Below are 16,172 nucleotides of genomic sequence, written 5' to 3'. Positions count from 1 at the left end.
CTCATTAAATCATTTTTCCTCTTCACTTATTAAATTTTATTTACGTCATAGATTTAATGCCATTTTTAAATACGTTTTCAGAATAAACTTAAAACGTATAAATAGAACTTACTTGATTTCTTTGATACTGATTGCAAAACCTCCTCCAGCTTGAGATGTTAAATCTAACACAGATTTTGAATCAACCTTTTTTGTTTCGATTTTATAGGCTTGTGGATTTGTTTTGTAATGCGCATCTTTTGCATCAGCATAGATTTTCGCTTCGTATTTTTTCCCTTTATCTAAGAAATCTAATTTTATTTTCGTTGAACGAGGCGTTTCTCCATTTACATTTCCAACAAACCAATTGTTCGAGTTTTTGTCCTTACGTACAATGGTTAAATATCTTCCTGGTTCAGCTTCTAAATAGTTAGAATCTTGCCAATCTACAGGTACATCTTTGATGAATTGAAATGCATCAGAAAATTGTTTGTAATGCTCGATAATATCAGCAGCCATTTGCAAAGGTGAATACATTGTCACATATAAAGCCAACTGATTTGCAATCGTAGAATTAACGTGAGAATGATTGTTTGGGTTTAATTTTTTCACATCCATTTCGAAAATACCAGGCGTGTAATCCATTGGTCCACCTAAAAGACGCGTGAAAGGTAAAATCGTTACGTGATTTGGTTTAGAACCTCCAAAAGCTTGGTATTCTGTTCCACGCGCAGATTCGTTTCCGATTAAATTTGGCCATGTACGCGCAACTCCTGTAGGACGAACTGCTTCGTGTGCATTAACCATAATTTTATATTCTGCCGCTTTTTCGATTGCATATTGATAATGATTAATCGTATTTTGGCTGTAATGATAATCTCCACGAGGAACGATATCACCTACATATCCACTTTTTACAGATGTATAACCGTTATCATTCATGAATTTATAGGCTTTATCCAAATGTCTTTCATAATTACGAATAGAACCCGAAGTTTCGTGGTGCATCATAATTTTTACACCTTTTGATTTTGCGTAAGCGTTTAACATTTTTACATCAAAATCTGGATAAGGCGTTACAAAATCGAACACATAATCTTTGTGATTACCGAACCAATCTTCCCAACCTTCGTTCCAACCTTCAACTAAAACAGCATCAAATCCGTTTTCTGCAGCAAAATCAATGTACTCTTTTACATGTTCATTATTTGCTCCATGTTTTCCGTTTGGTTTCGCATTTTTATAATCGGTTACACCTAATTGTACTGTTGGAAAATCATCTGTATATGCCCAAGAACTTTTTCCTGTAATCATTTCCCACCAAACACCAACGTATTTTACAGGTTTGATCCAAGAAGTATCTTTAATTTTTGAAGGTTCATTTAAATTATAAACCAATTGCGGACCTTTGAAAGCAACTTCTCGTGCATCATCACTCGCAATAATTGTACGCCAAGGCGTATTGAAAGGTGCCTGTAAATAACCTTTATCACCCAAAGCATCAGGAGTCAACCAAGATTCAAACGTTAATGTTTTATCATCTAAATTTAAACTCATTGCAGGATAATTAATCAACGCTGCTTCGTGTAAATTGATGTAAAGTCCATTTGTTGCTTTCATCATCAAAGCTGTTTGTACACCTGTTTTTGAAAAAGCTTGTTGAGATGCATTTCCAATATAAGCTTTATCAAATAATCCTCTAATTTCCGATAATTTAGATTCTGTGTAATCGTATTCTTGCGTATCGTAATCACCAGGAATCCAAAAAGCTGTATGATCTCCCGCCATTGCGAATTGCGAATGCTCTTCTTTGATGACAAAATATTTCAAATTCTTTTGTTCTGGAAACTCGTAACGGAAACCTAAACCTTCATTAAACAAACGAAAACGAATAATCATTTGTCTATCTGTATTTGGTTGAGAAACCGTCACCGCTAATTCGTTGAAATTATTTCTGATTTTGTCTACTTCTCCCCAAACTGGTTTCCAAGTTTCATCAAAAGTTGATGTTTTAGTATCAATAATTTTGAAACCTGATAAAAAGTTAGCGATGTCTTTTGCGCGTTCATCTTCTACTCGATCTTGCACTGCAAAATCCATTTCTTTGTGTTTTGTTTTAAACTCAAAACCTAAATGACTTGGTTTTACAACATCTTTACCTTTGTACTTTAACTGATAAGTAGGTTTTCCATCTTTAGACAAAGAAAAATCCATCACAAAATTTCCGTTTGGAGATTTCAACTCTTGTCCATAAACCATATTCATCATCGCGATTCCTAACCCCAGTATAAACTTAAAGTTTTTCATATTTCTTGTTTTTGTTTTATTGTCTGTTATATGCTTTACGCCTAATGCTTAAAAGCTATAAATTACTTGTCAAGCTGAACTTGTTTCAGCTTCTCATCCTCTACTTTATGTGATCCTGAAATAAATTCAGGATGACTGTTTCATTCGTCATTTCGAGTGATTCTGATAAGAATTATATCGAGAAATTAGACGAATATTCACATCTTACTTCTCGATACAAATTTTCTCCATTACATTTCGAAAATTTACTCGAAGTGACGTGAAACTTACTACTTTTTAAGTTCAATGATCATCGAAGATTTACCATCTATTGTGATTTCTCCATTTGTATGGATTGGTAAAACTTTGTCCGAAATAATATCTTTTCCAGAAGTAAATCCGTTTAATGATTCTGCAAAACGATCTAATTTGAACGTTTGTTTTTCTGGATTTGCATTCAAAATAACCATTACAGATTCGTTTTCATTGTATCTGAAATACACATAAACATTACTCTGTGGCATGTAATGTTTTGTTTTCCCTGAATGAATAACTTCTTTATTTTTTCGCCAATTGAAAAGTTTTGCTGTAAAATCGTGAAACGTTTTTTGCTCCGTAGTTCTTCCTTCATTTGTAAAAGCCGATTGTTTATCTGATTTCCAACCACCAGGAAAATCTTGTCGAATTGCCGCATCACCTTTACTTTTATCTCCTCGCATCCCGATTTCAGAACCGTAATATACTTGAGGAATTCCACGGACAGTCGAGATTAATGACAAACCAAGTTTATAATCATTCACATCTCCATTCATAATTTCGTTCCAACGCTCTGTATCATGATTTTCCATAAACACAAACATATTGTTGACATTTGGATACAAGAAATCATTGGTAAATGAATTGTACAATTTAATCATCCCTTTGTCCCACGATTCTTCCTCCTTGATCGCTTTTGGTAATTCTGAAAACAATGGAAAATCCATTACCGAAGGTAAATACGAGTTATAATTGTCTATTTCAGCAATTTTAGAATCTTTTTGCCAATACGAAATATGCGCAGGTGAGTGCATCCAAGCTTCTCCAACAACATTGAAATTTGGATATTCTGTCGTAATTGCTTTCACCCATTTCGCCATTCCTTCTTTGTCATTGTACGGATATGTATCAACACGCATTCCTCCTAATTCTGCATATTCTATCCACCAAATTGCATTTTGTGTCAGATAATTTAACACCAACGGATTTGATTGATTCATATCTGGCATTGTATAATCAAACCAACCATTCAACGCTTCTTTTTTATCTACTTCTGCAGCGTTTTTATCAAATTGAGTTGTTGTACGATAATTGGAACGACGGAAACCATCTTTTCCTCCAGGAAATTTGTGAATCCAATCTTGTGAAGGTAAATCCTGAATCATCCAATGCGAAATTCCCCAATGATTTGTCACATAATCTTGAATCAACATCATTCCTCGTTGATTTAATTTTTGTGATAATTCGCGATAATCTTCATTGCTTCCGTAACGTCCATCAATCTTATACAAATCAGTTTGTGCATAACCGTGATAGGAATGTTGTTTTTCATTATCTTCATTAACAGGTGTTAACCAAACCGCTGTTGCGCCAAGATTTTGTAAATAATCTAAATTGTTAATAATTCCTCGCAAATCCCCACCATGACGACCATCTGGAATAGAACGATTCGCTTTATCTGTTAACTCTTTCTTCGAATCATTGCTTTCATCACCATTTGCGAAACGATCTGGCATGATCAAATACACCATATCTTTTGACGTAAAAGATGAACGATTTGCAGAATTTGGTTGACGATTTTTTAACTCGTACGTATACGAATCGACAATTTTATTTTTGTTTTTGATGTTAATTTTGAACGATGATTTGTTTACTTCATTCGTATTAATCGTTACAAAAACATAATTTGGATTTTCAGTTTTCTGTAAATTTTGAATTTTTACATTATCCGATAATTCAATATTGTATTTACTAATATCTTTTCCATAAACCAGAATTTGAACTTCTGGATTTTTCATTCCTTTCCACCAAAACATTGGCTCAACTTTTTGAATTTGAGCAAACGCAAATGTTGATAGGAAAGATGATAATAATAGTATTTTTTTCATGTGCTTTGTTTTTTTTTAGATTCCTCCATTCGTCGGAATGACATTTACTTTACTACATTAATGAAATTGTCATTCTAAGTTTATCGAAGAGCCTTTTTAATTCTCTGCCGAGCTGAATTTGTTCCAGCTTCTCATTCTCTACTTCATGCGATCCTGAAATGCTCTGTCAAGCTGAACTTGTTTCAGCTTCTCATTCTCTGCTTTATGTGATCCTGAAATGAATTCAGGATGACTTTTTTTAAATACGTTTTCAGAATAAACTTAGAACGTAGAACTTAAAATCTACTACTCTAAATAAAAATACCCTGAAAACCGAAGCCTTCAAGGTATTAGATTCCCTTTATTAAATCGAAGGCTGAACAACTACTTTCTGGTCGAAAACATAAACCTCTAAAGGTTCTGTTCCTTCTAATTCAAATGTTGTTTCTCCTTTATTTACAATAACTTTTAGGATTTGATGACGGAAATTTATTTTGAATGAAAATCCTTCCCATTGTTGTGGTAAACGTGGCTCAAAATACAATTGATCGTTTTTGACACGCATTCCACCAAATCCTTCTACGATCGACATCCAAGTTCCAGCCATAGATGTGATGTGCAATCCTTCGTGAACTTCTTTGTTATAATCGTCTAAATCTAAACGAGAAGTTCTCAAATAAAATGTATATGCTTGTTCCATTCTTCCTAACGTTGCCGCTTGGATAGAGTGAACACAAGGCGATAAAGATGATTCGTGAACCGTTAATGGTTCGTAAAAATCAAAATGTTTTTCTAATTGATCTTTCGAAAATTGATCTTCAAAATAATAGAACGATTGTAAAACGTCTGCTTGTTTGATATAAGCCGAGCGTAAAATTCTGTCCCACGACCATTTTTGATTAATTGGACGTTCTTCTTTTGGTAATTCAGAAACAGGTGTTAAATCCTTATCCAAGAAACCATCTTGCTGTAAATAGATTCCTAATTCTACGCTGAAAGGAAAATAAATATTCGCCGCAACCTCTTTCATCTCTGCTAATTCTGCATCAGTAATATTTCTCTTTGCAGCAATTCGAGCAAAATCCTCTGGATAATTTGTTTTGACGTTTTCAACTTGTTCCAACAAATAATTCATGCACCATTGTGCACAATAATTTGAATGGAAATTGTTGTTAACGTTATTTTCATATTCGTTAGGTCCCGTAACACCTAACATCACATATTGTTTTTTATCGTTTGACCAATTCACACGTTGTTTCCAAAAACGTGCAATTCCTAATAAAACTTCTAAACCAGCCTCTGGAATGTAGGTTTGATCTCCCGTAAAACGAACATAATTGTAAATCGCAAATGCAATCGCTCCATTTCGATGAATTTCCTCGAATGTAATTTCCCATTCGTTGTGACATTCTTCACCATTCATCGTAACCATCGGATACAAAGCTGCACCTTTGTTGAAACCTAATTTTTCTCCATTTTCAATCGCTTTATCCAATTGATTAAAACGATACATTAATAAGTTTCGCGCAACTTCTTGATTTTTTGTCACCATATAAAATGGTAAACAATATGCTTCTGTGTCCCAATATGTAGAACCTCCGTATTTCTCTCCTGTAAAGCCTTTTGGACCGATATTTAAACGTGCATCTTTTCCAGAATACGTTTGATTTAATTGAAAAATGTTAAAACGAATACCTTGTTGCGCTTTCGTATCACCATCTATCGTGATATCAGCCATTTCCCAAATCTTCGCCCAAGCTTCTTTTTGGTTTATTAACAATTGTTCATAACCTTGTTCATTTGCTTGAGACAATACATTTTCGGCAGCCTTAATTAATTCATTTTTAGGATGATTTGTCGAAACTACATAACCTCCAAATTTCTCAATTGTTGCTGTATCATTCGCTTTCACCTCAACTTCGTATGTAAATTCTACTTTTGTTTCAGTTTTAACAGCGTTTGTTAGCGCGATTTGTTGATAACTTCCATTTATTAAGATTTTATTCTGCATAAATGTTACGACTTCAAAATGAGTTTTGAACGTACGCGCTTGCACGAAACCTTGTTCACCTTTAATTTCAGAAGAAATTGGTTCCCAAAAAATCTCTTCCCAGTTTGCATCTTCGTTTTTTACAGCTGCATCAACATAAGGTTTGAAGACAATTTTTGCATCACCATTGATTGGTTTGATATCATATTTAATTGCTCCTAATTCATCTAAATCAGCAGAAAGAAAACGTCGAACAAAAACCTCAATTTCTAATCCGGAAGGTAAAATTGCCATAAATGAACGATCCAATAAACCTTCTTTCATGTTCAATTCGCGACGGAAATTTTTAACTTCTTTACAAGTGTTTAAATCAAATTTTTCACCGTTAATTTCGATGTCAATTCCAATCCAAACTGGCGCATTTAATACTTTTGCAAAATACTCTGGATAACCGTTTTTCCACCATCCCACTTTTGTTTTGTCAGGATAATAAACACCGGCAATATAGCTTCCTTGAAATGTATCGCCCGAATAAAATTCTTCGAAATTAGCACGTTGCCCCATTGCTCCATTTCCGATAGAAAATAAACTTTCAGACGATTTTACACGATCTTTTTCAAACCCTTCTTCGATAATTGACCACGCATTCGGGATGATATAATCTTGATTCATTTTGTTTGTTGTATGTAGTTTGTATAATTATTGATTGATTAATTCGACCAAGAAATCTGTTGAGATTTCAGTAAAATTATTAAAGTTGTATTTTGCTTCATTCAAAACCGAAGATTCTCCAATTCCGATGCTTGTCATTCCTGCAACATTTGCTGCTTCAATTCCTGCAACAGAATCTTCAAATACAATTGAATTTTCATTCGTTTGATTCGCTTTTTTGGCTCCTACAATAAAAACTTCTGGATCTGGTTTTGCATTAGAAACATCGTTTCCGTCCACGATATCATCGAAATAATTTAGAATATTAACTTTCTCTAAAATTGGACGCGCATTTTTAGAAGCCGATCCCAAAATGATTGGTTGATTGTTTTCTTTTAGAAAGTTTAAAACTTTCATAACGCCTGGTAAAATTTCAGAATCATCCATCTTATCGATGTATTCTAAATATTCTTTGTTCTTCTGAACTAACCATTCGTTTTTCTGCTCATCAGAAGCTTCAACATTTCCCAATCCAAGAATAATTTCTAATGATCTCACACGAGAAACACCTTTCAACAATTCGTTGTGTTCGTGCGTAAAATCGATATTTAGATTATTCGCTAATTTTTTCCATGCTAAATAATGGTACTTTGCAGTGTCGACGATGACACCATCTAAATCAAAAATAAATGCTTTAGTTTTCAAAATGATTATGCTTTGATTGGTTCATCCACATCTTTTACACGCGTTACAAAAAGTGCTGCAATAATTAGCGCAACACCACTGGTAACAATGGCATAGATTGGATTATCGTGATATAAATATTTTACAATTGGACCGCCCAAAAGAGCGTTAATGATTTGAGGCATACAAATGAAGAAATTAAAAATTCCCATGTAAACACCCATTTTTTTCGCTGGAATTGCTCCCGCTAAAATTGCATAAGGCATCGATAAGATACTTGCCCAAGCGATTCCTACTCCGATCATGGAAAGGATTAATAATTTTGGATCGTGAATAAAATAGATTGAAATTAATCCTAACCCTCCACAAACCAATGAAATAGCGTGTGTAGTTTTTCGTCCAAACTTTAAGGCGATTGCAGGTAAAAAGAAAGCGAAAATTGCAGAAATACCGTTGTAAACTCCGAAGATAATTCCAACCCAGTCTCCTGCTTTTTGATATGTTTCTGAATGTGTATCACTCAATGGTAAACCATAAACATGATGAGCAATAGCTGGCGTAGCGAATACCCACATACCGAATAATGCAAACCACGTAAAGAATTGTACCAAACCTAATTGTTTCATCGTTTTTGGCATATTTCCAAAATCAGTAAAAATCTGTGTTAAGCTTGCTTTTTCTTCAACAATTGGTTCTCTACCTTCTGCTTTTTCGAAAGCATCTAATTCTTCTGGCGAATATTCTTTTGTTGTAAAAATGGTGATTAAAACGGTTACAATAATTGCAATTGCTCCAATAATGAAAGATAAAATTAAGTGAAACGGAACTTCTCCTTCCGCGGCAACACTTGATACACCAAACCAGTTGCTCAAAATATAAGGTAACCACGAACCGACAACAGCTCCTAAACCAATAATTACAGTTTGAATTGAATATCCTAATGTACGTTGATCCGAAGGCAACATATCTGCTACAAATGCACGCATCGGTTCCATGGCAATATTGAATGAAGCATCCATTATCATCAAGAATCCAGCACCCATCCATAATGCAGGCATCAATGCCGTAAATGCACCTGCTTGTGGCATTAAGATTAATCCGAAAGAAGCCAATAAAGCTCCTACTAAAAAGTATGGTTTTCTTCGTCCAAACTTAGACCAAGTATTATCTGAATAATGACCAATAATAGGCTGAACAATCAATCCCATTAACGGTGCAACAATCCAAAACCAAGACAATTCGTGCACATCGGCACCAAATGAACTTAGAATACGGCTCGCATTTGCGTTTTGCAATGCGAAACCCATTTGAACTCCTAGATATCCGAAACTTAAATTCCAGATTTCAAGAAATCCTAATCTACGCTTTCCCATTATCGTAATTTTTTTATGTATTTTACGATAAGCGTTTTATGCTTATCAAAACTATATTTTTGTAATTTGAGAAGTAAAAATATGTTTTGATTTGTTTACAATGTTAAAACTTTTTTTTGGGATTATTGCAACTGTAACAATTATTTAACCAAAAAAAACTTACTAAATCGTTGTAGTTTCTCGGTGTAATAATTCAGTTCCGACAACTTCGGTAATGTAATGTTCATGTTCGTTTTCTGACTCTAATTTTTGAATCAATAAACGCGCTGCAATCTCACCCATTTTGAATGCATTTTGTTTGACTGTTGAAATGCTTGGAATTGAGTTCTTGGAAATTACACCATCTGTAAAAGCAATTAAATGTAACTCTTCTGGCACTTTGATTCCTTTTTTCAATGCAGCTCTCAACACTTTTACAGCATATAATTCGTTTACTGCCATTACAGCGTCAAATTTATTTTTTTCAAAAAATTCATCAATCATAGTGTCCAACTGACTCTCGTCTTCTACACGCAAAATCAAGTTTTCGTCAACTTCAATTCCATTCGCTTCTAACGTTCTTTTATACCCTTCGGTTCTCAAGCGTCCGACACTTATATAATCTGGCGTCGTAATAAAGCCGATTTTCTTGCGTCCTTTACTTATAAAATATTGAATTGCTTCTTGTGTCGCAAGTACGTCATCAATAATCACTTTATCAGTATAAACCTCGCGTGTTACACGATCGAACATCACAACTGGCATTCCTTGGTTGATAATTTCTTTGATATGATGATAATCTTTTTTGGCTTGAGTTTCTTTCGAAAGAGAGATTACAAATCCATCTATACTACCCGCCGCAAGCATCTCCATATTAATCACTTCGCGTTCGTACGACTCGTTTGACAAACAAATTAATACATTATAACCATATTGATTTGCTAAATTTTCGATCCCACTAATTACCATTGCGAAAAAATCGTGAACGATTTCGGGAATAATTACGGCAATGGTTTTCGTTTTGCGATTCTTTAGACTTAATGCAATATTATTCGGTTTGTAGTTATATAATTTTGCAAATGCTTGAATCTTTTGTTTCGTTGCAGCACTAATCTCTTCGCTATTTTTCAACGCTTTAGAAACCGTTGATATCGAAACATCTAACTCTTTTGCAATCTGTTTTAATGTCAAATTCTTTTTCATAATCTTCTTTCTACCTTAACCATCAATCTTATTCTACTAATTTCCGCCTTTTTTATTAAAAATTAACATGCACTAACAATTAATTTAATTATTTATTAACACGAAAACGTTTTCGTTTAACTAGTCGGTGTATTACATACACAATCAATCAATTAAACGACTTACATTTGGTAATGAGAAGTAAAAATATAAATTAATAATTAACGAAACAAAACGAAAAATATATGAGGATTTTAAAACAATCTCTTCTAGCATTAGTTTTATCAAGCCCTGCTATTTTATCTGCACAAACTGCGATAAAAGGAACAGTACAAGATAGCGCTAATAACACGGTTTTAGCTGGTGCAGATGTTTCGAACATCACAACAGGAGAATCGACAGTTTCTGATGAAAAAGGAAATTTTACATTAGAAGCGAACGATGGTGATATAATTGTTATCAGTTTTTTTGGTTATGACGATCAAGAAATAACTTTTGCGGGACAAACGCAATTACAACTTCGTATGTCTAAAACGACAGAAAACTTGAAAGAAGTTGTTGTAATTGGATATGGTACAGCAAAAAAAGAAGATGTTACAGGTTCTGTAAATCAATTAAATTCAGAAGATTTCAACAAAGGATCAATCACTTCTGCGCAAGAATTAATGACAGGTAAAATTGCTGGTGTTGTGGTAACATCTAGCGGTGGAGCTCCTGGTGATGATCAAAAAATCTTAATTCGAGGAAATAGTTCTATTTCCTTAAACCGAGAGCCTTTATATGTTATTGACGGCTTACCTATTTCGGATGAAAAAATTGGAGGATCTCGTAATCCATTAGATTTCTTAAATCCTAACGACATCGAGACGATGACTATTTTGAAAGATGCTTCTGCAACTGCTATTTATGGTTCTCGTGCTGCGAATGGTGTTGTTTTAATTACAACTAAGAAAGGAAAAGGGAAGCAATTCAAATACAGCTACAACTCTACAACTTCTGTATATGACCCTATCAAAATGGTTGATTTGATGAATGGAGACGAATTTAGAGCTCTTGTAAATCAACACGGAACTGCTGATGATATTGCAAAATTAGGAAATACAAATACTGATTGGCAAAAATTAATCTACAAAACAGCTGTTGGTTTCGATCACAATTTTAGTGCAGTTGGTAAAATAGGTGATTTTATGCCTTCTCGTTTTTCTATTTCTAATACAAATCAAGATGGTATCTTAAAAGGAGATAATATTAACCGCACAACTTTAAGTGTTAATCTTAATCCTTCTTTCTTGGATGATCATTTAAAATTTGAAGTGAATGCACGTGGTTCATATATCGAAAATATTTTTGCAAATAGAGATGCTATTGGAGCAGCTTTAGAGTTTGATCCTACTCAATCTGTTTACTCAAGCGGAATCAATTCTTGGCAAGGATACAATGTTTATACACAATTAATTGACGGACAATATTTCTTAAGAGATTTAACTCCAAATAATCCAATCGCTTTGTTGAACGAAGTTAGCGATACTTCAGAAACAAGACGTTTTGCTGGAAATGCAAAAATGGATTATAAATTACATTTCTTACCAGATTTAACTGCTACTGTAAATGTTGGTTATGATATCACAAACGCGAATGGCAGAAAAGTAACAAATTATGCGTTACCAAGTAAAAATACAAAATGGGATGGTTCTTATTCTAACTTCAGCAACGAATTCTCGAACAAATTATTAGATGCTTATTTAACGTATAATAAATCTTTTGGTTTATCAACATTAAATGCTGTTGCTGGTTACGGATATCAAAAATTTGGTTTTGATAAATTCTCTTTCGATTCAGAGAAAGCTGAAATTGGTCAAATTGCAGCAGTTGTAGACAAATATGAAAGTGTATTATTATCTTACTACGGACGTATTAATTATAACTACGATAATCGCTATATCTTAACAGCAACATTACGTGCAGATGCTTCTTCAAAATTAAATCCAAATGATCGTTGGGGATATTTCCCTTCTGCAGCTTTTGCTTGGAATGTAGCAAACGAAGAATTCTTGAAAGGAAATTCTACACTTAGTGATTTAAAATTACGTGTTGGTTACGGACAAGTTGGTAACGTAAATGGTTTAGAAGATTATTTATTCTTAACACGATATACACAAAGTTTGTCATCAGCGCAATATCAATTTGGAGATAAATTCTACCAAGTTTATCGTCCAGAAAAAGTTAATCCAAACTTGAAGTGGGAAATTTCCAACACCTTAAATATTGGTATTGATTATGCCTTATTCAAAAATAGAATTTACGGTAGTTTAGATATTTATCAAAAGAAAACAAAAGACTTAATTGCCGAAGTTTATGTAGATCAGTTTACCAATTTCTCTAATAAAATCAAACAAAATATTGGAGATATGGAGAATAAAGGTGTTGAATTTAGCATCAATGCTGATATCATCAAATCAAAAGATTTTGATTGGTCATTAGGCTACAACATCGCCTACAACGACAATAAAATTGTCAACCTAAAAAATGACAATTATGTTGGAGGAATTGATGGAGGAACAGGAATCAATATTCAAGTTCACAAAGAAGGTCATACACCATTTTCATATTTAGTTTACAAACAAATTTATGATGCAAATGGAAAACCTATCGAAGGTGCTTATGCAGATTTGAATAATGATGGTGTTATCAACGAAGACGATCGTTACTTACACAAAAGTCCATTTGCTGATGTAACAATGGGTTTCAATACAAGATTTAGATACAAGAACTGGGATCTATCTGCAACAGCTCGTGCAAGTATCGGAAACTATGTTTACAACAACGTGGCATCTGCAAAAGGTTATTTAGCTAAAGCAACTGGTAATGGACAAGGGTATTTATCTAATGTACACAGAGATTATTACAATACAGGTTTTTCTGCTATTACTGCAACAAACTTAACAAGTGACCATTACATCGAAGATGGATCTTTCCTTAGAATTGATAACATTACATTAGGTTACAATCTAAAACAAGCAATAAAAGGAATGGATGTTCGTCTTTACGGAGCTGTTCAGAATGTTGCTTTATTTACAAACTATGACGGAATCGATCCAGAAGTTTTTGACGGAATCGATAGAAACTTTTATCCAAGACCAAGAACATTCGTCTTTGGTTTAAATGTTAACTTCTAAAAAAGTATAAAAATGAAATTAAACATATTCAATATTAACAAAATAGCATTAATTGGAATCTTTTCATTATTCACCTTAACATCTTGCCATGATGATTTGAATTTAGATCCAATTGATCCTGATATGGTAACAGAAAATCAAGTTTTTTCTAATCCTCAAGAAGCAAAAGCTGCGTTAGGTAAAATTTACGCTTCTCTTTCTCTTACAGGACAAGAAGGTCCTGCAGGTCAACCTGATATTGTTGGAGTTGACGAAGGTACTTCTCAATATACACGTTTGATGTTTTATTTAAATGAATTAACAACTGACGAAGCAATTGTGGGTTGGGGAGATGCTGGATTACCAAACTTACACGCAATGGATTGGGGAGCAAGTAATCCTTTCGTAGAAGCAATGTACTTTCGTTTAGCACAAACCGTTTCTTTCTCTAACTCTTTTATTGAAAAAGCAGAAAAATTAGCAGAAACTGATGCAGAAGTGAAAAAATTTGTTGCTGAAGCTCGCTTTATTCGTGCTTATGCATATTACAATTTAATGGATTTATATGCAAATGTTCCTTTGGTTACAAAAATATCATTAGAATTACCAAAACAAAGCAATCGCCAAGAGATTTATACTTTTGTAGAATCTGAATTAAAAGATCTAGAAACTCAATTAGCAGATGCAAGAACAAACGAATATGGACGAGTAGATAAAGTTGCAGCTTATGCATTATTATCTCGCTTGTATTTAAATTCTGAAGTATATGTTAATCAAAACAAATACAAAGAAGCTGCAGAATATTCTAAAAAAGCAATCGAATCAGGATATGTTTTAAACACTGTTGACAAAAACAATAACGGTTCTGCATACGACGAATTATTCTTAGCCGATAATGATACAAATGGAGCGCAAAACGAAAATATTTTTGCAATCAATTTTGATGGTCGTTATTCTACAACTTATGGTGGAGCAACATTTATTGTAAAATCAAAAATTGGTGGCACTATGGCTCCTGCAGATTTCGGTGTAAATGGTGGTTGGGGAGGTCCTCGTACTACAAAAGCATTAGTAAACCAATTTTCAAGTGCGGTTTCTCAAAGTAATTCTGCCGGCAATCCAACTGCATGGAAAGATAAACGTGCAATGTTTCATTCTGATGGACAAACTTTCGAAATCGAAACTGTTTCTGAGTTTAAACAAGGATATGCTATTACAAAATTCTCAAACAAAAAATCTGATGGTAAAAATGGTAACAACGATACTGGAGAACATGCAGATGTAGATATTCCAATTTTCCGTGTTGCAGAAATGTATCTTAACTATGCAGAAGCTGCTTTGAGAGGAGGTGGAGACACTGGTGTTGCCTTAACTTATATAAATAAATTGCGCGAGCGTGCTTACGGAAATACATCTGGAAATGTAACCTCTATTAATTTAGACTTCATTTTAGCAGAACGTTCTCGCGAAATGTATTGGGAAGGAACTCGTAGAACGGATCTTATTCGTTTCAATCGATTCACAAATAATTACAACTGGCCTTTCAAAGGTGGAATTGCAAACGGAATGAATGTTGATGCTCACAGAAATATCTACCCAATTCCATTTAATGCTTTAGCTGTAAACTCTAACTTAACTCAAAATCCAGGTTATTAAGATGAAAAATTTTATAAAATATATTTCGTTAGCTTGTGCGAGTATTTTTGCCTTAAGCGCATGTAACGATGATGAAGATATCATCAAATTAGATCCTTCAACTTTTGTTGCACCGAAAGTAGAAACGCCTGCTTCATCAACAATTGAATTATTAGAAGAAAATGCTACAAATACAGCAATGACGTTTAATTGGAGTGCTGCAAATTATGGAACAAATACTCCTCCTAAATATGAATTACAAATTGATATAAAAGGAGATAATTTTAAAAATCATCAAGTTCTTACTTCAACTTCAACATTAACTGCTGATGTTACCGTAAAAGAATTGAATTTAGCGGTTATTGCTTTAGGATTAGAACCTTTTAAAGAAGGAGAGATAGAATATCGTATTGTTTCTACAGTTGGTACTCCTGGTTCTCAACAATTAATTTCTAATGTCAATATATTGAAAATAACGCCATATCCAACAGATTTATCTACAAATTGGGGTGTTGTTGGTTCTGCTACTCCTAACGGTTGGGACGGGCCAGATGTTCAATTTTGGAAAACTGATGTTACAAATGTATTTGTAGCGTACACAGATTTAAAAGGTGGTGAAATCAAATTCCGTCAAGACAACAAATGGGAGCTAGATTATGGTGGATCTAATGGAAAACTTGAAAAAGGAGGTAAAAACATCGCAGTAGATGCTGGTACTTACAAGATAACTATGGACTTAACAAATCTAACTTATAAATTAGATAAATATTCTTGGGGATTAGTAGGTGACGCTACAGCAAACGGATGGGATGGTCCAGATCAAAAATTATCTTATGATGGTGCTTTAGATGCGTGGACTATTACTACAACATTAAAAGATGGAGAATTTAAATTCCGTTTAAATAATGATTGGGGAACAAACTATGGTGGTACAAGCAACGCAGGTGAGCTAACAGATAAAGACGGAGCTAACATCAAAATAAAAGCTGGAAAATATAAAATCACAGCTAATTTCACGAAGAAAACTTATACAGTAGAAGCTCAATAAAATTTTTTCTCATCAACAATTAATTTTTTAAAAGCCATTAAAATTCAATTACGTTTTTTAATGGCTTTTTTTCTAAAACCACACAAA

Annotated in this window: 10 protein-coding genes; 4 read left to right on the top strand and 6 right to left on the bottom strand. The window is 33.7% G+C overall.

From position 1 onward, the window contains the following. Window positions 1-108: 108 nt before the first annotated feature. Window positions 109-2,286, bottom strand: a complete 2,178-nt coding sequence (locus B4A23_RS12940; protein ID WP_291120642.1) for a glycoside hydrolase family 97 protein — start codon at window positions 2,284-2,286, stop codon at window positions 109-111. Between the two features lie 131 nt (window positions 2,287-2,417). On the opposite strand from B4A23_RS12940, the gene B4A23_RS12935 reads away from it, so the two are divergent. Continuing rightward, window positions 2,418-2,549 carry a hypothetical protein gene (locus tag B4A23_RS12935; protein WP_286501037.1) on the top strand — a complete coding sequence of 44 codons (132 nt, stop codon included), beginning with the start codon at window positions 2,418-2,420 and terminating at the stop codon, window positions 2,547-2,549. Window positions 2,550-2,555: 6 nt separating this feature from the next. Here B4A23_RS12935 and B4A23_RS12930 read toward each other — a convergent pair whose 3' ends face one another. The 5 genes from B4A23_RS12930 to B4A23_RS12910 all read right to left on the bottom strand — a co-directional run bounded on the left by B4A23_RS12930 (window position 2,556) and on the right by B4A23_RS12910 (window position 10,268). Continuing rightward, on the bottom strand, window positions 2,556-4,409 hold the full coding sequence (locus B4A23_RS12930; protein WP_291120639.1) for a glycoside hydrolase family 13 protein: 1,854 nt from the start codon (window positions 4,407-4,409) through the stop codon (window positions 2,556-2,558). Between the two features lie 343 nt (window positions 4,410-4,752). Next, the gene (locus B4A23_RS12925; protein ID WP_291120637.1) at window positions 4,753-7,050 is read right to left on the bottom strand and encodes a glycoside hydrolase family 65 protein; all 2,298 of its coding nucleotides are present in this window, start codon (window positions 7,048-7,050) and stop codon (window positions 4,753-4,755) included. Between the two features lie 27 nt (window positions 7,051-7,077). Then, window positions 7,078-7,734 (bottom strand): beta-phosphoglucomutase, encoded by a 657-nt coding sequence (gene pgmB, locus B4A23_RS12920; RefSeq protein ID WP_180905799.1) that lies wholly within the window; start codon window positions 7,732-7,734, stop codon window positions 7,078-7,080. A 5-nt stretch (window positions 7,735-7,739) separates the two neighbouring features. Further along, window positions 7,740-9,086, bottom strand: coding sequence for an MFS transporter (locus B4A23_RS12915; RefSeq protein WP_291120634.1), 1,347 nt, complete (start codon window positions 9,084-9,086; stop codon window positions 7,740-7,742). A 162-nt stretch (window positions 9,087-9,248) separates the two neighbouring features. Beyond that, window positions 9,249-10,268 (bottom strand): LacI family DNA-binding transcriptional regulator, encoded by a 1,020-nt coding sequence (locus B4A23_RS12910; protein ID WP_286479187.1) that lies wholly within the window; start codon window positions 10,266-10,268, stop codon window positions 9,249-9,251. A 224-nt stretch (window positions 10,269-10,492) separates the two neighbouring features. On the opposite strand from B4A23_RS12910, the gene B4A23_RS12905 reads away from it, so the two are divergent. The 3 genes from B4A23_RS12905 to B4A23_RS12895 are packed head-to-tail and all read left to right on the top strand — an operon-like array spanning window position 10,493 to window position 16,085. Further along, on the top strand, window positions 10,493-13,423 hold the full coding sequence (locus tag B4A23_RS12905) for a SusC/RagA family TonB-linked outer membrane protein (protein ID WP_291120631.1): 2,931 nt from the start codon (window positions 10,493-10,495) through the stop codon (window positions 13,421-13,423). A 12-nt stretch (window positions 13,424-13,435) separates the two neighbouring features. After that, a complete protein-coding gene (locus tag B4A23_RS12900; RefSeq protein WP_286512329.1) occupies window positions 13,436-15,058 on the top strand; it encodes a RagB/SusD family nutrient uptake outer membrane protein in 1,623 nt (540 codons plus the stop codon). A gap of 1 nt (window position 15,059) precedes the next feature. Next, complete coding sequence (locus B4A23_RS12895) at window positions 15,060-16,085, top strand: SusE domain-containing protein (protein WP_286512331.1); 1,026 nt, start codon at window positions 15,060-15,062, stop codon at window positions 16,083-16,085. Window positions 16,086-16,172: the final 87 nt, after the last annotated feature.

This window comes from Empedobacter sp. UBA7248, assembly GCF_002472945.1.
Lineage (GTDB): Bacteria > Bacteroidota > Bacteroidia > Flavobacteriales > Weeksellaceae > Empedobacter > Empedobacter falsenii_C.
The sequence above is the reverse complement of the archived record's forward strand: the minus strand, read 5'-3'. Positions and strand labels throughout refer to the sequence as shown.

What these genes read in the sequence shown, in the direction of transcription:
- B4A23_RS12915 (WP_291120634.1), bottom strand. Translation starts at nt 9,086, where the DNA reads ATGGGAAAGCGTAGATTAGGATTTCTTGAAATCTGGAATTTAAGTTTC.
- B4A23_RS12910 (WP_286479187.1), bottom strand. Translation starts at nt 10,268, where the DNA reads ATGAAAAAGAATTTGACATTAAAACAGATTGCAAAAGAGTTAGATGTT.
- B4A23_RS12900 (WP_286512329.1), top strand. Translation starts at nt 13,436, where the DNA reads ATGAAATTAAACATATTCAATATTAACAAAATAGCATTAATTGGAATC.
- B4A23_RS12930 (WP_291120639.1), bottom strand. Translation starts at nt 4,409, where the DNA reads ATGAAAAAAATACTATTATTATCATCTTTCCTATCAACATTTGCGTTT.
- B4A23_RS12905 (WP_291120631.1), top strand. Translation starts at nt 10,493, where the DNA reads ATGAGGATTTTAAAACAATCTCTTCTAGCATTAGTTTTATCAAGCCCT.
- B4A23_RS12895 (WP_286512331.1), top strand. Translation starts at nt 15,060, where the DNA reads ATGAAAAATTTTATAAAATATATTTCGTTAGCTTGTGCGAGTATTTTT.
- B4A23_RS12935 (WP_286501037.1), top strand. Translation starts at nt 2,418, where the DNA reads ATGACTGTTTCATTCGTCATTTCGAGTGATTCTGATAAGAATTATATC.
- B4A23_RS12925 (WP_291120637.1), bottom strand. Translation starts at nt 7,050, where the DNA reads ATGAATCAAGATTATATCATCCCGAATGCGTGGTCAATTATCGAAGAA.
- B4A23_RS12940 (WP_291120642.1), bottom strand. Translation starts at nt 2,286, where the DNA reads ATGAAAAACTTTAAGTTTATACTGGGGTTAGGAATCGCGATGATGAAT.